The 22,000-nt window shown below is 61.6% G+C and carries 3 protein-coding genes; 1 reads left to right on the top strand and 2 read right to left on the bottom strand.

Going from position 1 to position 22,000, the window contains the following annotated elements; translation table 11 throughout:
• Nucleotides 1-6: 6 nt before the first annotated feature.
• Complete coding sequence (lapD, locus tag J0G10_RS01695; protein ID WP_095051123.1) at nucleotides 7-1,953, top strand: cyclic di-GMP receptor LapD; 1,947 nt, start codon at nucleotides 7-9, stop codon at nucleotides 1,951-1,953.
• Nucleotides 1,954-2,295: 342 nt separating this feature from the next.
• Here lapD and J0G10_RS01700 read toward each other — a convergent pair whose 3' ends face one another.
• Both J0G10_RS01700 and J0G10_RS01705 read right to left on the bottom strand, forming a co-directional pair.
• A complete protein-coding gene (locus J0G10_RS01700) occupies nucleotides 2,296-2,634 on the bottom strand; it encodes a hypothetical protein (protein WP_007918987.1) in 339 nt (112 codons plus the stop codon).
• Between the two features lie 147 nt (nucleotides 2,635-2,781).
• Nucleotides 2,782-21,720 (bottom strand): immunoglobulin-like domain-containing protein, encoded by an 18,939-nt coding sequence (locus tag J0G10_RS01705; RefSeq protein ID WP_220557258.1) that lies wholly within the window; start codon nucleotides 21,718-21,720, stop codon nucleotides 2,782-2,784.
• Nucleotides 21,721-22,000 lie beyond the last annotated feature (280 nt).

Below are 22,000 nucleotides of genomic sequence, written 5' to 3' on the forward strand. Positions count from 1 at the left end.
GCTCAGATGTCTTTGTTCAAACAGCTGTTGATCGCTATCTGTCTGTTCCTGGTGGTCGCCTTCACCGGCAGCTTCATGGTCAGTCTGGAGAGCTCGCGCACCCAGTACGTCAACCAGTTGCGTTCCCACGCCCAGGACGCCGCGACGGCGCTGGCGTTGTCGCTGACGCCGAATATCGACGACCCGGCCATGGTCGAGTTGCTGGTCAGCTCGATTTTCGACAGCGGTTATTACGCGAGCATCCGCGTGGTCGATCTGAAGACTGACCAGACGATTGTTGAGCGCAACGGCATTCCGGCCGTCACCAATGTGCCGGACTGGTTCGTCAAGCTGATCGGGCTGGAGCCGGCCGGTGGCGACGCGCTGGTCAGCCGTGGCTGGGAGCAGGCGGCGCGGGTCGAGGTAGTCAGCCATCCGATGTTTGCTGTGGCCAAATTGTGGCAGAGCGCATTGGGTAGCCTTGGCTGGCTGCTGATCTGCGGGGCGATCAGTGCCGTGCTTGGCGCGCTGCTACTGCGTCGGCAATTGAAGCCACTGGATTACATGGTCAAGCAGTCCCACGCCATCGCCCGTCGCGAATTCCTCAGCCTGCCGGAATTGCCGCGCACACCTGAATTGCGCCGCGTGGTGCAGGCGATGAACCAGATGGTCGAGAAGCTCAAGGCGCTGTTCCAGGAGCAGGCCGAACGTAGCGAAAAACTGCGCGCCGAGTCCTATCAGGACAATCTCACCGGGCTGGCCAACCGACGTTATTTCGAGATGCAGTTGCACAACCGGGTGAGCAACCCGGAGCAGGCCAGTTCCGGTTATCTGCTGCTGTTGCGGGTCAAGGATCTGGCCGGGCTCAACCAGCGCTTGGGCGGTCAGCGCACCGATGAATTGTTGAAGGCTGTTGGCGAACAACTGTCCCGCGAATGCGCCAAATACCCGGAAACCCAGAACCTCGTCACCCGTATTCGTGGCGGTGAGTTTGCCGTGCTGGCGCCGGGGCTGGTCCGTGAGGAAGCGCTGCAACTGGCGCAGAACCTCGACAGCGCTTTGAGCAGTCTGCACGCCACCGGGGCGACCGACGTGGCTGCCGTGGCGTCGATCGGCCTGGCGCCGTTCACCCACGGTGATTCACCGCAACAAGTACTGACGCTCGGCGATCAGGCGCTGGCGCAAGCTGAAGGTCAGGGCGAGCAGAATTGGGCGTGCATCGATCAGAGCCTGACGGCGGATGTCGGCGACGATCACCATGCCTGGCATCGCTTGCTCGATCAGGCCTTGAGTCAGCAGCGTTTCGAGCTGTATTTCCAGCCAGTGGTTGCCGCTGCAGACACGCAGCTGGTGCTGCATTACAAAGTGCTCTCGCGCCTGCTCGATGATCAGGGCAAGACCATCCCGGCCGGGCGCTTCCTGCCGTGGCTGGAACGCTTCGGCTGGACTGCACGGCTTGACCGCTTGATGCTCGAACGCGTGCTGGAGCAGATGAAAGGGCACGAAGATTCGCTGGCGCTGAACTTGTCCTCGGCGACCCTGGCTGATCCGCAGGCACTGAACAAAGTCTTCGAGATTCTGCGCGCGCATTCCAACCTGGGCGAGCGCTTGACCCTGGAAATCGGCGAGGAGCAATTGCCCGAACAAGCGGTGCTGGAGCAGTTGACCCGGCGCCTGCGCGAACTCGGTTTCTCTCTGAGCCTGCAACGCTTTGGTGGTCGCTTCAGCATGATCGGCAACCTGGCGCGGCTGGGGCTGGCGTACTTGAAGATCGATGGCAGTTACATTCGTGCGATTGATCAGGAGAGTGACAAGCGTCTGTTTATCGAGGCGATCCAGCGTGCGGCGCACAGCATTGATCTGCCGCTGATTGCCGAGCGGGTCGAGACGGAAGGGGAGTTGTCGGTGATTCGCGAGATGGGCTTGTATGGGGTTCAGGGGCAGTTGTTTGGTGAGCCTCGGCCTTGGCGGTGAGATTGCAAAAGCCATCCTCACCCTAGCCCTCTCCCAGAGGGAGAGGGGACTGATCGTGGGATATTGATGTAATACGCCGACGTGAACGATTTGCGCTGAATCCATAATCGACTCGATTTCTCAGGTCGATGTATAGCGCCAGACTCCTCGGTCGACCCCTCTCGGTCAGGGAGAGGGGACTGATTAGGGGATATTCGGGAAATACGCCGACGTGAGCGATTTGCGCTGAATCCATAATCGACCCGGTTTTTCAGGTCGATGTATGACGCCAGACACCTCGGTCGGCCCCCTCTCCCTCGGGGAGAGGGCTGGGGTGAGGGTAGGCTTTTGATACCGGGTGGATCAGATCAACCCGCCCTCATCCTCATCGATCAACTGGCTCAACCCGCCCAACGCCTCACGCGCCTGGGTCCGGTCCATCAACTTGGCCTGAGCCGCCGGCGGCAGGTCGGTGACGCGGATCACGCCCTTCTGGGTCAGCACCTGAATCAGGTCGTCGAGTACCCGAATCATTTCGAAGTCGCTCTGCTTGAGCTGTTTCAGGCTGGTTTCCACCACTTCATTGGCGAACCAGGCCTGGATTTCATGGCTGTCGGCCGGCAGCGTTTCCGTGGCCTCGGCGTAGGCCGCGGCTTCCACGCGAATCAACAGACCTTGCGCATCGCGTTGCACGTAAAACATTGAGCATCCCTCAGAAATGAACCAGCGTCATGCTGTCAGCAGCATAGCCAACTGTGCGCGAGTATGCGGTGCGGCGACGCGATCGTCACCGGTCCGGTCAGCACAAACGTGACGGCCGCCCCATCGGGGCGGCCGTTTTGTTCACTATCAGCTGTTGTTGTGGTCGACCTTGATGGTCGGGTCGCTGCCGGCAATCAGGTTGTGAATGTTGGCGCTCGACCAGTTGTTGCCTTCCAGTTTGATCGTCACGTCCGGGGTTGCCGCCGCAGCGTCGCCGGAGTTGAACTTGCCCGCCGAGCTGACTTGCAGCGACGACGTGCCGTCGACCGTGGTGATCTTCAGGAAGTTGTCGATGGTGCTGCCGGTCTCGCCCTGCAGCAGATCACGCAGATCGATGCGGTCACCTTCGCTGGCCTTGAAGTCCTTGATCACGTCGTTGCCGGTGTCGCCCGCCTTCCAGACGAAGGTGTCGGCACCCGAACCACCGATGAGGATGTCATTACCCTGACCGCCGATCAGCGTGTCGTTGCCGGTGCCGCCGAGCAGGATGTCATTACCTTTGCCGCCATCGAGCAAATCGTTGCCGCCCGAGCCGAACAGGATGTCATTGCCCGCGCCGCCCAGCAGGGTGTCGTTACCATCGTGCGCGCCGGAGACATCGAACGCCTGATAGTGCTCGGTGATGTACTGGTGCACGTTGCTGGTGGTGACTTTGCTGACATCGACCCCGGTTTCTTTGGCAACGAACGCCTGCATCGCCTGATAACCCTCGCCGGCAATGCCGTTGAAGCTGACCAGATCGCCGAACAGGATGTCATTGCCGTCGCCACCGCTGACGGTGTCGTTGCCCGGCAGCGTCGCTTCGGTGTGGCCGATGATCGAGTTGGCCAGATCCTTCGGATCAATGTTGGTCTGCGGCGTTTTATCCGTATCGTACGGCTTCAGATCGTTGAGGCTGACATCGTTGTTCAGTCCGATAGCCTCGACGTTCGACAGACCGTTGAGCAAGGCAAAACCACTGGTCGAGTTGCTGGTCGTTGACGAGTTGGTGCTGTTACCGGTACCCGCCAGACTCGACAACTCATAAGTGCCGTCGCCCTGCGCGTGGATGGTGCCCAGATTAGAGCTGCTCCAGCCCCACCACGAAGTGTAGGTTTGCAGGGTCACGGTGCCGGCGCTGTTGATCGTCAACGCGTGGGTATTGTCGATGTAAGTGCTGAAGGTGTCGCCCGGCTTGTAGTTGCTGGTTTTCACCACATCGTCGAGCTTCACGTTGCCGTACAGCGTCGGGTTGGTCTGCTCGCCGCTCTGGTAATAGGTCGGCTGGCCGTCGGTGATGAAGTACGTAAGGTTCTTCGCGCCGGTGTTGGCCACAGCGTCAGCGCTCTGGAACCAGTTGGCCGTGGTCTTGAACACGTCCTCGTAGTTGGTGCCGCCGCCGGAGGCCATCGAGTCCAGTACCGCTTTGAGTTGCGTCAGCGCGTTCGGGTCGTTGAGGTTCACCGACACCGACTTGTTGACCTGGGTATCGAAGTCGACGAGGAAAATGTTCACCGTGCCCGAATTGCTGCCGCCCAGGCTCTGCTTGAGACTGTTGAACACCGACGTCAGCGAGTCTTTGGCGGCGTTGAGCGACGAACTGCTCATGCTGCCGGAGCTGTCGACCATGAACGCGATGTTGTAGTTGGTGCCCGGGACCACGGTCAGGCCGCCGATGTCGGCGACGATTATGTCGTTGCCATCGGTGCCGGTGACGGTGTCGTCGCCCGACGTCGCAACCACGGCGTTGTAGACCGCCGGCACCACGCTGACCGGAATGGTCGCGGTGCTGCTGGCCGAGCCGCCGACCATCTCGGTGGAGGTCGAGGTCACGGTCAGGTTGAATTGGCCGTTGTAGTACGGCGGTGGCGTTACGGTCAGGCTGCCGAGGTTCCAGCCAGTGACGTTGGCGTCGCCGCTGCTGGCAGTGACGGTGAAGGTGTGACCCGCGCCATCGCTGAGCACCGAGCCGACCGGTGCGCCGCTGATCTTCACGCTCAGGGTTTCCGAGCCGTCGGTGTCAGTCAGTGCGGTGGTGATTGCCGAGAGTTTCACCGTGGTGCCTTCGGCGCCGGTATTGAGTTTGTAGCCGTCGTAATAGCCTTCGCCGTTGCTGCCGTGCAGATCGGAGACGGTCACGCCCGAATTGATCAGATCCTGCACGCCGGTGTAGATCGGCACGCCGGCGCTGCTCAGGTCGATCGGCGTGCTGCCATTGACCGACAGGTTGACGTCGTAGCTGCCCGGGCCGCTCTGGTTGTGGTGGTAGATGTCCAGGGTGTAGTAGCCGCTGGTGGTAGGGGTGAACGAGCCATTGATGGCGCCGCCCGCGCCCCAGGTACCCGAAGCCACACTCTTGCCGCCGATCGTGATCAACAAACTGTCATCGGCAATACCGCTGAAGGTGTAGGTTTTGCCGGCTTCCAGATAAATCAGGCCTGACGTCTTCGATGCCGTGCCCGCCGCAACGCTACCGTCGGACTGCACATTGGTCACCGAGCCGCTGGAGTTCGGTTTGCCGGCGCCGTCGATGACGTTTTTCAACGTGGTCGAATCCGCGCCATTGCCGTTGGTGCCCAGACCCGCCAGGCCGGTCCAGACTTCCTTGATCAGCCCGGTGGACTTCACGCTGTTGTCGGCCACGCTCACGGTCGGCGCGTCCGCCACTGGCGTGATGTCGATCTTCACGGTGCCGGTGTTGCCCAGCAGTTGGCCGTCGGTTGGCTGGAATTTGATCTGTGCGTAGTCCGCCTGGTTGTTGCCCAGACCGCTGCCGCCGTAACCGTTGACCCCCGACTCGTTGGCATCCGGCAGGAAGCGCAGCTTGCCCGCGTCGATGTCAGCCTTGCTGAAGGTCTGGTTGTTGGCGACGTCTTTCCAGGTCGAACCGTCCAGATACTGCAGTTTGCCTTCGCCCGGCAGCTGAGTGATTTTGATGCCGAGGCTGCTGGCCGGGCTGTCGACGTCGGTCACGCCGAAGGTCGACCAGCCGAGCACCAGCGGAGTGTCTTCGGTGCCAGTGACGTTGCTTGGCGCTGCCACCGGAGCGTCGTTGACCGCCACCACGTTGACCGTGGTGGTCGCGGTGTTGGAGTAATTGCCGCCGTCGGTCACGGTCACCGTGATGATGCGCGGCACGGTGCTCGGGTTTTCGCTGCCGTTGGTGAAGCTGATGTTCTTGATGGCCTGCATGTAGTCGGCCAGCGTCGCGTTACCGGACAGCGTCAGCGTGACGGTGCCGTTGGTGCTGTTGGCATTGATGGTGATGCCGTTGACGCTGTTGCCCAGGTTCAGCGCATCGCCGTCCTGACGGTTGGTCAGGACCACAGTGGCACCGGTGAGCATGGTGCTGTCCGGGTCAGTGATGCTGATGTCAGTGTCGGCAATCGACACACCCGCGCCCGGGGTGTTTTCGGTGAAGGTCACCTTGTAGTCGGCACCGGTGGCGCCGCTGGAGTTGTTGGCATCCAGGTCGAGCACCGGCGGCGCATCGTTGTCGATGATCGAGGTACTGACGCTGCCGTTGGTGCTGCTGACCGCGAGGTTTTCGAAGTTGCCGCCGGTGGCGGAATCGATCTTGACCACGAAGTTTTCGGTGCCTTCGGTGATCTTGTCATCGATGGTCGCGACATTGAACTGCGCGCTGCTCGCACCGGCCGGGATCTTCACGGTGTACACGCCGGTGAAGTCCGAACCGTCGGCGGCGGTGCCGCTGTAGACGATTTTCAGGGTCACTTCGGTTTGCGCCGGGTGGTTCAGGCTGACCGTGTAGCTGGCGGTCTGGCCTTCGGTCACCGAGCTGCTGCCAGTGATGCTGACGGTGGTGGTGTCGACCGTGTCGGTGACGTTGGTCACGGCTGGCGTGTTGCTGGTCACCAGATTTTCGAAGCTGCCGCCGCTGGTGCCGGTGATGGTCGCCTGCACGGTGCCGGCGTCTTTGTAGACGTCGTCAGTTGGTGCTGGAACGGTCACGGTGCCGCTGGTTTTACCCGCGTCGATGGTGATCACCGAGCCGTTGCTCAGGGTCACGGTGACTGGCGAGCCAGCGGCGTTGGTCAGCGTAGCGGTGTAAGTGATCTGACCACCTTCGGCCACGGTGCCGGTCGCGGACAGCGATAGGTTGGTGGTGTCGACGGTATCGGTGACGGTGGTCGAAACCGGCGTTTTGTCGGCCACGAGGTTCTCGTAGTTGCCGCCAGTCACATTGGTGATCGAGTTGGTCAGCGGTGCATGGCCGGTCAATGCGTCGTTAGGCGCAGTGGTGGTCGCGGTGCCCGTGGTCTGGCCGACGCCGATGGTGATGGTCTGACCGTTCGACAGGCTTACCACGACTGGCGAGCCCGTCACTGGCGCGCCGACAGTTGCGGTGTAGACGACGTTACCGCCTTCAGCGGCAGTGGCGGTCGCGGTCAGTTTCACCGTGGTGGTGTCGATGGTATCGGTAACGCTGGTGATTGCCGGCGTGGTGCTTGGCACGAGGTTTTCGAAGTTGCCACCGGTGGCGGTGCTGATCGTTGCCTGGACGGTGCCGGCGTCTTTATAGACGTCGTCAGCCGGTGCCGGAACGGTCACGGTTCCGGTGGTTTTGCCGGCGTCGATGGTGATCACGGCGCCGTTCGACAGCGTCACGGTCACTGGCGAACCAGCCGCGTTGGTCAGCGTTGCGGTGTAAACAATCGAACCACCTTCAGCGACCGAATTGGTAGCGCTGAGCGACAGATTGGTCGTGTCGACAGTGTCGGTCACGTTGGTCGATACCGGGGTTTTGTCGGCCACGAGGTTTTCGTAGTTGCCGCCAGTCACATTGGTAATCGAGTTGGTCAGCGGCGCATGACCAGTCAGTGCGTCGTTTGGCGCCGTGGTGGTCGCGGTGCCGATGGTCTGTCCTACGCCGATGGTGATGGTCTGACCGTTGGCCAGCGTTACAACCAAAGGCGAACCGGTCACCGGAGCACCGACGGTCGCGGTGTAGACGACGTTGCCGCCTTCCGTCGCTGTGCCGGTAGCTGTCAGTTTCACAGTGGTGGTGTCGATGGTATCGGTAACGCTAGTGATGGCCGGTGTTGTGCTCGGCACCAGGTTTTCGAAGCTGCCACCAGTGGCGTTGCTGATCGTCGCCTGTACGGTGCCGGCATCTTTGTAGACGTCGTCGGCCGGGGCTGGAACGGTCACGGTGCCGGTGGTTTTGCCGGCGTCGATGGTGATCACGGCGCCGTTCGACAGCGTCACGGTCACTGGCGAACCAGCCGCATTGGTCAGGGTCGCGGTGTAAACAATCGAACCACCTTCAGCGACCGAATTGGTAGCGCTGAGCGACAGGTTGGTGGTGTCGACAGTGTCGGTCACCGTAGTGCTGACCGGCGTCTTATCCGCCACGAGGTTTTCGTAGTTACCGCCGCTGACGTCGGTGATCGCGTTGGTTAGCGGTGCGTGACCGGTCAATACGTCGTTTGGTGCGGTAGTGGTTGCGGTGCCAGTGGTCTGGCCGACTCCAATGGTGATGGTCTGACCGTTCGACAGGGTTACCACGACTGGCGAACCGGTTACTGGTGCACCGACGGTTGCGGTGTAGACGACATTGCCGCCCTCTGCCGCAGTAGCCGTTGCCGTCAGTTTCACGGTGGTGGTGTCGATGGTATCGGTAACGCTGGTGATAGCCGGAGTCGTGCTTGGCACCAGGTTTTCGAAGTTGCCACCGGTAGCGGTGCTGATGGTTGCTTGTACGGTGCCGGCATCTTTGTAGACGTCGTCAGCAGGAGCTGGAACGGTCACGGTGCCGGTGGTTTTGCCGGCGTCGATTGTGATCACGGCGCCGTTGCTCAGCGTCACGGTCACTGGCGAGCCGGCAGCGTTGGTCAGCGTTGCGGTGTAAACAATCGAGCCACCCTCGGCCACGCTACCGGTCGCGCTCAGCGACAGGTTGGTGGTGTCGACAGTGTCGGTGACATTGGTCGAAACCGGGGTCTTGTCGGCCACCAGGTTCTCGAAGTTGCCACCTGTTACTTCAGTGATCGAGTTGGCCAGCGGTGCGTGGCCAGTCAATGCGTCGTTTGGCGCCGTGGTGGTCGCGGTACCGGTGGTCTGGCCTACGCCGATGGTGATCGTCTGACCGTTGGCCAGGGTAACGACAACCGGCGAGCCGGTGACTGGTGCGCCGACAGTGGCGGTGTAGGTGACGTTGCCACCTTCAGCTGCCGACTCTGTCGCCGTCAGTTTCACAGTGGTGGTGTCGATGGTGTCGGTGACGTTGGTCACTGCCGGTACGGTGCTAGGCACCAGGTTCTCGAAGTTGCCGCCCGTTGCAGTCGAGATCGTCGCTTCAACCTTGCCGGCGTCTTTGTAGACATCATCGGCTGGCGCTGGAACGGACACGGTGCCAGTGGTTTTGCCGGCGTCGATGGTAATCACGGCGCCGTTGGACAGGGTCACGGTGACTGGCGAGCCGGCAGCGTTGGTCAATGTAGCGGTGTAGATGATCGAGCCGCCCTCAGCCACAGAACCGGTCGCAGTCAGCGACAGGTTGGTGGTGTCGACGGTGTCGGTCACGGTGGTGCTGACCGGTGTTTTGTCGGCCACGAGATTTTCGTAGTTGCCGCCAGTGACACCCGTGATCGAGTTGGTCAGCGGCGCTTGGCCGGTCAGCGCATCGTTCGGTGCGGTGAAGGTTACGGTGCCGGTGGTTTTGCCGACTTCGATGGTGATGTTCTGGCCGTTTGCCAGGGTCACGACAACCGGCGAGCCGGTCACCGGCCCGCCGACAGTGGCGGTGTAAGTGACGGTGCCGCCTTCAGCTACCGACGTATCAGCCGTGAGTTTGACGGTTGAGGTGTCGATGGTATCGGTGACTTCGGTCACAGCCGGAACAGTGCTCGGCACCAGATTTTCGAAATTGCCGCCCGTTGCAGTCGAGATCGTCGCTTCAACCTTGCCGGCGTCTTTGTAGACATCATCGGCTGGCGCTGGAACGGACACGGTGCCAGTGGTTTTGCCGGCGTCGATGGTAATCACCGCGCCGTTCGACAGGGTTACGGTAACTGGCGAACCCGCTGGGTTGGTCAAGGTTGCGGTGTAAACAATCGAACCGCCCTCGGCCACGGTGCCGGTCGCGCTGAGCGAAAGGTTGGTGGTGTCGACGGTGTCAGTGACCGTGGTCGAAACCGGGGTCTTGTCGGCCACCAGATTCTCGTAATTGCCACCGCTGACCTCAGCGATCGCATTGGTGATCGGCGCGTGGCCGGTCAATGCGTCGTTCGGCGCGGTGGTGGTGGCGGTGCCTGTGGTCTGGCCTACGCCGATGGTAATGGTCTGACCGTTGGCCAGGGTCACGACCACCGGCGAACCGGTCACCGGCGCGCCGACAGTGGCGGTGTAGACGACATTACCGCCTTCAGCCGCCGACTCGGTGGCGGTCAGTTTGACGGTGGTGGTGTCGATGGTGTCGGTGACTTCGGTCACAGCCGGAACATTGCTCGGCACCAGATTTTCGAAGTTGCCACCGGTGGCAGTCGAAATCGTCGCTTCAACTTTGCCCGCGTCTTTGTATACGTCGTCAGCCGGTGCTGGAACGGTCACGGTGCCAGTGGTTTTACCAGCCTCGATAGTGATCACGGCGCCGTTGGACAGGGTCACGGTGACTGGTGAGCCTGCGGCGTTGGTCAAGGTTGCGGTGTAAACGATCGAACCGCCTTCGGTGACGGAACCGGTCGCGCTGAGCGACAGGTTGGTGGTGTCGACGGTGTCGGTGACATTGGTCGAAACCGGCGTTTTGTCAGCCACCAGATTTTCGAAGTTGCCGCCGCTTACCTCAGTGATCGCATTGGTGATCGGCGCGTGGCCGGTCAATGCGTCGTTCGGCGCGGTGGTGGTGGCGGTGCCTGTGGTCTGGCCTACGCCGATGGTAATGGTCTGACCGTTGGCCAGGGTCACGACCACCGGCGAACCGGTCACCGGCGCGCCGACAGTGGCGGTGTAGACGACATTACCGCCTTCAGCCGCCGACTCGGTGGCGGTCAGTTTGACGGTGGTGGTGTCGATGGTGTCGGTGACTTCGGTCACAGCCGGAACATTGCTCGGCACCAGATTTTCGAAGTTGCCACCGGTGGCAGTCGAAATCGTCGCTTCAACTTTGCCCGCGTCTTTGTATACGTCGTCAGCCGGTGCTGGAACGGTCACGGTGCCAGTGGTTTTACCAGCCTCGATAGTGATCACGGCGCCGTTGGACAGGGTCACGGTGACTGGTGAGCCTGCGGCGTTGGTCAAGGTTGCGGTGTAAACGATCGAACCGCCTTCGGTGACGGAACCGGTCGCGCTGAGCGACAGGTTGGTGGTGTCGACGGTGTCGGTGACATTGGTCGAAACCGGCGTTTTGTCAGCTACCAGATTTTCGAAGTTGCCGCCGCTTACCTCAGTGATCGCATTGGTGATCGGCGCGTGGCCGGTCAATGCGTCGTTCGGCGCGGTGGTGGTGGCGGTGCCTGTGGTCTGGCCTACGCCGATGGTAATGGTCTGACCGTTGGCCAGGGTCACGACCACCGGCGAACCGGTCACCGGCGCGCCGACAGTGGCGGTGTAGACGACATTACCGCCTTCAGCCGCCGACTCGGTGGCGGTCAGTTTGACGGTGGTGGTGTCGATGGTGTCGGTGACTTCGGTCACAGCCGGAACATTGCTCGGCACCAGATTTTCGAAGTTGCCACCGGTGGCAGTCGAAATCGTCGCTTCAACTTTGCCCGCGTCTTTGTATACGTCGTCAGCCGGTGCTGGAACGGTCACGGTGCCAGTGGTTTTACCAGCCTCGATAGTGATCACGGCGCCGTTGGACAGGGTCACGGTGACTGGTGAGCCTGCGGCGTTGGTCAAGGTTGCGGTGTAAACGATCGAACCGCCTTCGGTGACGGAACCGGTCGCGCTGAGCGACAGGTTGGTGGTGTCGACGGTGTCGGTGACATTGGTCGAAACCGGCGTTTTGTCAGCTACCAGATTTTCGAAGTTGCCGCCGCTTACCTCAGTGATCGCATTGGTGATCGGCGCGTGGCCGGTCAATGCGTCGTTCGGCGCGGTGGTGGTGGCGGTGCCTGTGGTCTGGCCTACGCCGATGGTAATGGTCTGACCGTTGGCCAGGGTCACGACCACCGGCGAACCGGTCACCGGCGCGCCGACAGTGGCGGTGTAGACGACATTACCGCCTTCAGCCGCCGACTCGGTGGCGGTCAGTTTGACGGTGGTGGTGTCGATGGTGTCGGTGACTTCGGTCACAGCCGGAACATTGCTCGGCACCAGATTTTCGAAGTTGCCACCGGTGGCAGTCGAAATCGTCGCTTCAACTTTGCCCGCGTCTTTGTATACGTCGTCAGCCGGTGCTGGAACGGTCACGGTGCCAGTGGTTTTACCAGCCTCGATAGTGATCACGGCGCCGTTGGACAGGGTCACGGTGACTGGTGAGCCTGCGGCGTTGGTCAAGGTTGCGGTGTAAACGATCGAACCGCCTTCGGTGACGGAACCGGTCGCGCTGAGCGACAGGTTGGTGGTGTCGACGGTGTCGGTGACATTGGTCGAAACCGGCGTTTTGTCAGCCACCAGATTTTCGAAGTTGCCGCCGCTTACCTCGGTGATCGCATTGGTGATCGGCGCGTGGCCGGTCAATGCATCGTTCGGCGCGGTGGTGGTCGCGGTGCCGGTGGTCTGGCCGACGCCGATGGTAATGGTCTGACCGTTGGCCAGTGTCACAACCACAGGCGAACCGGTGACTGGCGCGCCGACGGTAGCAGTGTAGGTAACGGTACTGCCCTCAGCCGCCGACTCGGTCGCGGTGAGTTTGACGGCGGTGGTATCGATGGTGTCGGTGACGTTGGTCACGGCCGGCACGGTGCTCGGAACGAGGTTCTCGAAGTTACCGCCTGTTGCATCCTTGATCGTCACTTCGACCTTGCCGGCGTCTTTGTAGACGTCATCGGCAGGCGCAGGAACGGTCACGGTGCCGGTGGTTTTGCCCGCTTCGATGGTGATCACCGAACCGTTCGACAGCGTCACGGTTACCGGGGTGCCGGCCGGGTTGGTCAGCGTCGCGGTGTAAACGATCGACCCGCCTTCAGCCACCGAATCGGTCGCGGTCAGATTCAGGTTGGTGGTGTCGGTGGTGTCCGAAACCGCGGTGTCGGCGGACTTGCCGTCGACTGCCAGTTTTTCGTAGTTGCCGCCAGTGGCGCCGTCGATGGTCACGCTCAGCGAGCTGCCGCCGGCCAATGGGCTGTTCGGCGCAACGAAGTTCACCGAGCCGGTGGTTTCACCGACGGCAATGGTGATGGTCTGGCCGTTGGACAGGGTCACGACAACCGGTGAACCCGTCACGGGTGCGGTCACGGTCGCGGTGTAGACCACGGTTTCGCCTTCGGCGACGTTCGCCGTGGCGGTCAGCGACACGGTGGAGGTGTCGATGGTGTCGTTGACGGTGGTGACCGCCGGGGCGGTATTGGTGACCAGGTTTTCGAAGTCGCCACCGGTCGCGCCTTTGATGGTCGCTTCAACGGTGCCGGCATCTTTGTAGACGTCATCTTTCGGCGCATCGACGGTGACGGTGCCGGTGGTTTTGCCGGCGTCGATGGTGATCACGGCACCGTTCGACAGAGTCACGGTGACCGGCGAGCCAGCGGCATTGGTCAGGGTCGCGGTGTAGGTGATCTGGCCGCCTTCATCCACAGAACCGGTGCCGCTCAGCGACAGGTTGGTGGTGTCGACAGTATCGGTGACGGTGGTGCTGACCGGAGTTTTATCGGCCACGAGGTTTTCGTAATTGCCGCCGGAAACGTCAGTGATCGCGTTGGTCAGCGGAGCGTGGCCAGTGAGCGCATCGTTTGGCGCGGTAGTGGTCACGGTGCCGGTGGTTTTACCCACTTCGATGGTGATGTTCTGACCGTTGGCCAAGGTCACCACAACTGGCGAGCCAGTGACTGGCGCACCGACCGTGGCGGTGTAGGTGACGGTGCCACCTTCAGCCGCCGACTCGGTGGCGGTCAGTTTGACCGTCGAAGTGTCGATGGTGTCAGAGACGTCGGTAACGGCTGGGTTGGTGCTCGGAACGAGGTTCTCGAAGTTGCCGCCAGTGGCGTCCTTGATCGTGACTTCAACTTTGCCGGCGTCTTTATAGACGTCATCGGCGGGCGCAGCGACGGTGACGGTGCCAGTGGTTTTACCCGCCTCAATGGTGATCACGGCGCCGTTGGACAGGGTCACGGTGACTGGCGTGCCGGCCGGATTGGTCAGTGTTGCGGTGTAAACGATCGAACCGCCTTCGGCCACGGTGTCGGTCGCAGTCAGCGACAGGTTGGTGGTGTCGACAGTGTCAGTAACAGTGGTCGAAACCGGAGTCTTGTCGGCAACCAGATTCTCGTAGTTACCGCCGCTTACGTCAGTGATCGCATTGGTCAGCGGGGTGTGGCCGTTCAACGCATCGTTCGGCGCAGTGGTGGTCACGGTGCCGATGGTTTTGCCGATTTCGATGGTGATGTTCTGGCCGTTGGCCAAGGTCACGACGACCGGCGAACCGGTGACTGGAGCGCCTACGGTGGCGGTGTAAGTAACGGTGCCACCTTCAGCCGCTGACTCGGTGGCGGTCAGTTTGACGGTGGTAGTGTCGACGGTATCAGTGACTTCGGTCACGGCCGGGACAGTGCTTGGTACCAGATTCTCGAAGTCGCCGCCGGTGGCGTCCTTGATGGTGACTTCGACTTTGCCGGCGTCTTTGTAGACGTCATCGGCTGGCGCAGCGACAGTCACGGTGCCGGTGGTTTTACCGGCCTCGATGGTAATGACCGAGCCGTTCGACAGGTTCACAGTCACTGGCGAGCCAGCCGGGTTGGTCAGCGTCGCGGTGTAGATGATCGAACCGCCCTCGGCGACCGAGTTGGTGGCGCTGAGCGACAGGTCAGTGGTGTCGACGGTGTCAGTGACCGAAGTCGAAACCGGGGTCTTGTCGGCCACCAGGTTTTCGTAGTTACCGCCGCTTACACCCGTAATCGAATTACCCAGCGACGCTTGACCGGTCAACGCATCGTTCGGCGCGGTGAAGGTCACAGTGCCGGTGGTCTTGCCGACTTCGATGGTAATGCTCTGACCATTGGCCAGGGTCACGACCACAGGCGAACCGGTCACCGGAGCGCCAACAGTGGCGGTGTAGGTGACGGTGCCGCCTTCAGCGACCGTGGTGTCGGCCGTCAGCTTCACGGTCGAGGTGTCGATGGTGTCAGTGACTTCGGTCACGGCTGGCGTGGTGCTTGGCACCAGGTTCTCGAAGTTGCCACCGGTGGCGTCCTTGATGGTGACTTCGACCTTGCCGGCGTCTTTGTAGACATCATCGGCAGGCGCCGCAACGGTCACGGTGCCGGTAGTTTTGCCCGCTTCGATGGTGATCACCGAGCCGTTGCTCAGGGTCACAGTGACTGGCGTGCCGGCCGGATTTGTCAGGGTCGCGGTGTAAACAATTGAACCGCCTTCAGCCACGGTGCCCGTCGCGCTCAGCGTCAGGTCGGTGGTGTCAGTGGTGTCGGTGACGGTGGTGCTGACCGGGGTTTTGTCGGCAACGAGGTTTTCGTAATTGCCGCCGGAAACGTTGGTGATCGAGTTGGTCAGCGGAGCTTGGCCCGTCAGCGCATCGTTTGGCGCGGTGGTGGTCACGGTGCCGCTGGTTTTGCCGACCTCGATGGTGATGTTCTGGCCGTTGGCCAGAGTCACTACAACCGGAGAACCCGTCACTGGAGCACCGACAGTGGCGGTGTAGGTGACGGTGCCACCTTCAGCCGCCGACTCGGTGGCGGTCAGTTTGACCGTAGAGGTATCAACGGTATCGGTCACGTCGGTGACGGCAGGAACGGTGCTTGGCACCAGGTTCTCGAAGTTGCCGCCGGTAGCATCCTTGATAGTGACTTCGACCTTGCCGGCGTCTTTGTAGACGTCATCAGCTGGCGCTGGAACGGTCACGGTGCCAGTGGTTTTGCCGGCCTCGATGGTGATCACCGAGCCGTTGCTCAGGGTCACAGTGACTGGCGTGCCAGCCGGGTTGGTCAGGGTCGCGGTGTAAACAATCGAACCGCCTTCAGCCACGGTGCCAGTCGCAGTGAGCGACAGGTTGGTGGTGTCGACAGTGTCAGTAACAGTGGTCGAAACCGGGGTCTTGTCGGCAACGAGGTTCTCGTAGTTACCACCGCTCACGTCAGTAATCACGTTGGTCAGGGGCGTGTGGCCAGTCAGCGCATCGTTAGGTGCAATGGTCGTCACGGTGCCGGTGGTTTTGCCGACTTCGATAGTGATGTTCTGACCATTGGCCAGAGTCACGACCACAGGCGAACCGGTCACTGGGGCGCCGACAGTGGCGGTGTAGGTGACGGTGCCACCTTCAGCGGCCGTCTCGGTGGCGGTCAGTTTCACCGTCGAGGTATCAACGGTATCGGTCACGTCGGTGACGGCAGGAACGGTGCTCGGCACCAGGTTCTCGAAGTTGCCGCCAGTCGCGTCCTTGATCGTGACTTCGACTTTGCCAGCGTCTTTATAGACGTCATCGGCGGGCGCCGGAACGGTCACGGTGCCAGTGGTTTTGCCAGCCTCGATGGTGATCACCGAACCGTTCGACAGGGTAACGGTGACAGGCGAGCCTGCGGCGTTGGTCAGGGTCGCGGTGTAGCTGATCTGGCCACCTTCAGCCACGGTGCCCGTCGCGCTCAGCGTCAGGTCGGTGGTGTCAGTGGTGTCGGTGACGGTGGTGCTGACCGGGGTTTTGTCGGCAACGAGGTCTTCGTAATTGCCGCCGCTCACGCCCGTGATCGCATTGGTAATCGGCGCGTGGCCGGTCAACGCATCGTTCGGTGCAATGGTCGTCACGGTGCCGGTGGTTTTGCCGACTTCAATGGTGATGTTTTGACCATTGGCCAGAGTCACGACCACAGGCGAACCGGTCACTGGGGCGCCGACAGTGGCGGTGTAGGTGACGGTGCCACCTTCAGCGGCCGTCTCGGTGGCGGTCAGTTTCACCGTCGAGGTATCAACGGTATCGGTCACGTCGGTGACGGCAGGAACGGTGCTCGGCACCAGGTTCTCGAAGTTGCCGCCAGTCGCGTCCTTGATCGTGACTTCGACTTTGCCAGCGTCTTTATAGACGTCATCGGCGGGCGCCGGAACGGTCACGGTGCCAGTGGTTTTGCCAGCCTCGATGGTGATCACCGAACCGTTCGACAGGGTAACGGTGACAGGCGAGCCTGCGGCGTTGGTCAGGGTCGCGGTGTAGCTGATCTGGCCACCTTCAGCCACGGTGCCCGTCGCGCTCAGCGTCAGGTCGGTGGTGTCAGTGGTGTCGGTGACGGTGGTGCTGACCGGGGTTTTGTCGGCAACGAGGTCTTCGTAATTGCCGCCGCTCACGCCCGTGATCGCATTGGTAATCGGCGCGTGGCCGGTCAACGCATCGTTCGGTGCAATGGTCGTCACGGTGCCGGTGGTTTTGCCGACTTCAATGGTGATGTTTTGACCATTGGCCAAGGTCACGACAACAGGCGAGCCGGTCACCGGCGCGCCGACAGTGGCGGTGTAAGTGACGGTGCCGCCTTCAGCGACCGAGGTGTCAGCCGTCAGCTTTACGGTCGACGTGTCGATGGTATCAGTGACGTCGGTCACGGCTGGCGTGGTGCTCGGGACCAGGTTCTCGAAATTACCGCCAGACACATCCTTGATGGTGACTTCGACTTTGCCAGCGTCTTTATAGACGTCATCGGCGGGCGCCGGAACGGTCACGGTGCCAGTGGTTTTACCCGCCTCGATGGTGATCACCGAACCGTTCGACAGGGTAACGGTGACAGGCGAACCTGCGGCGTTGGTCAGGGTCGCGGTGTAGGTGATCTGGCCACCTTCAGCCACGGTGCCCGTCGCGCTCAGCGTCAGGTCGGTGGTGTCAGTGGTGTCGGTGACGGTGGTGCTGACCGGGGTTTTGTCGGCAACGAGGTCTTCGTAATTGCCGCCGCTCACGCCCGTGATCGCATTGGTAATCGGCGCGTGGCCGGTCAACGCATCGTTCGGTGCAATGGTCGTCACGGTGCCGGTGGTTTTGCCGACTTCGATAGTGATGTTCTGACCATTGGCCAGAGTCACGACCACAGGCGAACCGGTCACTGGGGCGCCGACAGTGGCGGTATAGGTGACGGTGCCACCTTCAGCGGCCGTCTCGGTGGCGGTCAGTTTGACCGTCGAGGTGTCGATGGTATCGGTTACGTCAGTGACAGCCGGAACGGTGCTTGGCACCAGGTTCTCGAAGTTGCCGCCAGTCGCGTCCTTGATGGTGACTTCGACTTTGCCAGCGTCTTTATAGACGTCATCGGCGGGCGCCGGAACGGTCACGGTGCCAGTGGTTTTACCCGCCTCGATGGTGATCACCGAACCGTTCGACAGGGTTACGGTGACAGGCGAACCTGCGGCGTTGGTCAGGGTCGCGGTGTAGGTGATCTGGCCGCCTTCAGCCACGGTGCCCGTCGCGCTCAGCGTCAGGTCGGTGGTGTCAGTGGTGTCGGTGACGGTGGTGCTGACCGGGGTTTTGTCGGCAACGAGGTCTTCGTAATTGCCGCCGCTCACGCCCGTGATCGCATTGGTAATCGGCGCGTGGCCGGTCAACGCATCGTTCGGTGCAATGGTCGTCACGGTGCCGGTGGTTTTGCCGACTTCGATAGTGATGTTCTGACCATTGGCCAGAGTCACGACCACAGGCGAACCGGTCACTGGGGCGCCGACAGTGGCGGTGTAGGTGACGGTGCCACCTTCAGCGGCCGTCTCGGTGGCGGTCAGTTTCACCGTCGAGGTATCAACGGTATCGGTCACGTCGGTGACGGCAGGAACGGTGCTCGGCACCAGGTTCTCGAAGTTGCCGCCAGTCGCGTCCTTGATCGTGACTTCGACTTTGCCAGCGTCTTTATAGACGTCATCGGCGGGCGCCGGAACGGTCACGGTGCCAGTGGTTTTGCCAGCCTCGATGGTGATCACCGAACCGTTCGACAGGGTAACGGTGACAGGCGAGCCTGCGGCGTTGGTCAGGGTCGCGGTGTAGCTGATCTGGCCACCTTCAGCCACGGTGCCCGTCGCGCTCAGCGTCAGGTCGGTGGTGTCAGTGGTGTCGGTGACGGTGGTGCTGACCGGGGTTTTGTCGGCAACGAGGTCTTCGTAATTGCCGCCGCTCACGCCCGTGATCGCATTGGTAATCGGCGCGTGGCCGGTCAACGCATCGTTCGGTGCAATGGTCGTCACGGTGCCGGTGGTTTTGCCGACTTCAATGGTGATGTTTTGACCATTGGCCAAGGTCACGACAACAGGCGAGCCGGTCACCGGCGCGCCGACAGTGGCGGTGTAAGTGACGGTGCCGCCTTCAGCGACCGAGGTGTCAGCCGTCAGCTTTACGGTCGACGTGTCGATGGTATCAGTGACGTCGGTCACGGCTGGCGTGGTGCTCGGGACCAGGTTCTCGAAATTACCGCCAGACACATCCTTGATGGTGACTTCGACTTTGCCGGCGTCTTTGTAAACGTCATCAGATGGCGCTGGAACGGTCACGGTGCCAGTGGTTTTACCCGCTTCGATGGTGATCACCGAGCCATTCGACAGGGTCACGGTGACTGGCGTGCCGGCCGGATTGGTCAGCGTCGCGGTGTAAACGATCGAACCACCCTCGGCCACGGAACCGGTGGCGCTCAGCGACAGGTCGGTGGTGTCGGCGACATCGGTAACAGTGGTCGATACCGGGGTCTTGTCGGCAACCAGATCTTCGTAATTACCACCGGAAACACCGGTGATCGAGTTGGTCAGCGGCGCATTGCCGGTCAACGCATCGTTAGGGGCGGTGGTGGTCACGGTGCCGCTGGTTTTGCCGACTTCGATGGTGATGTTCTGACCGTTGGCCAGGGTCACGATCACTGGCGAGCCAGTCACCGGCGCACCGACGGTGGCGGTGTAAGTGACGGTGCCACCTTCAGCCACCGAGGTGTCAGCCGTCAGTTTCACGGTCGACGTGTCGATGGTGTCGGTCACTTCGGTCACGGCTGGAACGGTGCTAGGCACCAGATTCTCGAAGTTGCCGCCAGTTGCATCCTTGATGGTGACTTCGACTTTGCCTGAGTCTTTATAGACATCATCGGCCGGCGCCGGAACGGTCACGGTGCCAGTGGTTTTGCCAGCCTCGATGGTGATCACCGAGCCATTGCTCAGGGTCACGGTTACCGGTGTGCCGGCAGGATTGGTCAGGGTCGCGGTGTAAACGATCGAACCACCTTCGGCCACGGTCCCGGTTGCCGTCAGCGACAGGTTGGTGTCGTCGATCGAGTCGGTAATGGTGGTGGTCGCTGGCGTCGTGTTCGGCACCAGATTTTCGAAATTGCCACCGGTAGCACCGGTGATGGTGGTGCTGACGGTGCTGCCATTGTTGTAAACGTCGTTGGCCGCAGTCGGCACGTTGACGGTGCCAGTGGTCTGGCCGGCGTCAATGGTGATGGTCGAGCCGTTCGACAGGGTGATCGTCACCGGAGTCTGCGCAGCATTGGTCAGCGTCGCGGTGTAAGTGATCTGGCCGCCTTCGACGACCGTACCGGTGGCGGTAAGGCTCACGCTGGTGGTGTCGATCGAGTCGGTAACGGTGGTGGTCGCAGGCGTGGTGTTCGGCACCAGGCTTTCGAAGTTGCCGCCGGTAGCGCCAGTAATGGTGGTGCTGACGGTGCCGCCATTGTTGTAGACGTCATTGGCCGCAGTCGGCACGTTGACGGTGCCGGTGGTCTGCCCAGCCTCAATGGTGATGGTCGAACCGTTCGACAGGGTGACAGTCACCGGGGTTTGCGCCGGGTTGGTCAGGGTCGCGGTGTAAGTGATCTGGCCACCCTCGACCACAGTGCCGGTGGCGGTCAGGGTCAGGTTGGTGGTGTCGATCGAATCGGTGATGGTGGTCACCGCTGGCGTCGGGTTCGGCACCAGGTTTTCGAAGTTACCGCCGCTGGCACCGGTAATCGTCGTGGTGACGGTGCTGCCATTGTTATAGACGTCGTTGGCCGGGGTCGGCACGTTGACCGTGCCGGTGGTCTGGCCGGCGCCGATGGTGATGGTCGAGCCGTTCGACAGGGTGACGGTCACCGGGGTTTGCGCCGGGTTGGTCAGGGTCGCGGTGTAAGTGATCTGCCCGCCTTCGGTGACACTCGGCCCGGCCGTCAGGGTGACGGTGGTGGTGTCGATGGTGTCAGTGACCTGGGTTGTGGCCGGAGTGGTCGGCGGGGTCACGGTGATGCCATTGCCGCCGGTGGTGCCGGTGACGGTCACGTCGATCTGGGTCGGGTCGTTATAAACAGTGTCGTTCGGCGCCAGCGGCACATTGACGGTGCCAGTGGTTGCACCTGCCGGAATCACAATCACCGCGCCGTTGGACAGGGTGATGGTCAGGTCGGTCAGCGGCGCCTGGGTCAGGGTCGCGGTGTACACCAGCACGCCGCCGGCTTCGGTGATGGACGGCGTGGCGCTGAGGCTCAGGGTCGAATCACGCAAGGCGTTGGTGGTGGTGTCGGTGGTCTGGCCGCCGGTGATGTTTTGCGCGGCTTGTCCGCCAGCGTTGATGCCTGCAGTCGGGAAACCAATGGTCGGGTCAACGCGGCCAGCGGTGGCGTCGAGCATGACGAAGCTGTGACCACCACCGGCGGCACCGCCCGTGCCTGCGGCACTCGGGCCGGCAGCAGTGGCGTCCAGCGCGGTGGTCGGGTCGACACCGGCGGCGATGGCTTGCTGCAGTTCGGCTACCGACGGCGCTGCCTGCGCAGTGGCCTCGGCCAGGTCAGTGCTGGAGTCAGGCGCGTTGGCGCTCCACTGGGTTTCTCGGCCCAGATCGAGGGTGCGGCCATCAGCCAACTCAAGCGATACGGCGCCGGATAGGCCGGTGTCGATCTGGTCACCCACGAACAGGCGATCGCCTTCAACGAGTACGCGACGTACACCCTCAGGGGAGACTACAAATACCTGACCGACAATGCTTTTGACGATGGCAACAACACTGCTCATTGAAGACTCTCCGGGGGTGTCACGTTCAGTTGACTTCCATAGACCTGATGGCTTTTGGCGCCGACTCAGTCTGGACGTACTTTTAAAATTTGCGAATCAAGTTTGACGCATCTAATCGTCAATAATTTGGCTATATTCTTTCGCTATTAACTTTATGCCAAACTATTGACCTTCTGGGTGCCATCCTAAACAATCGCCCCACTAATGTCACATTGATATTTCCGCGGCGACCTGTCCTTTAGCGTGTGATCCAGTTCCTGTTTTGAACTTTCCGACATAC

This window comes from Pseudomonas germanica, from assembly GCF_019614655.1.
GTDB lineage: Bacteria > Pseudomonadota > Gammaproteobacteria > Pseudomonadales > Pseudomonadaceae > Aquipseudomonas > Aquipseudomonas neuropathica.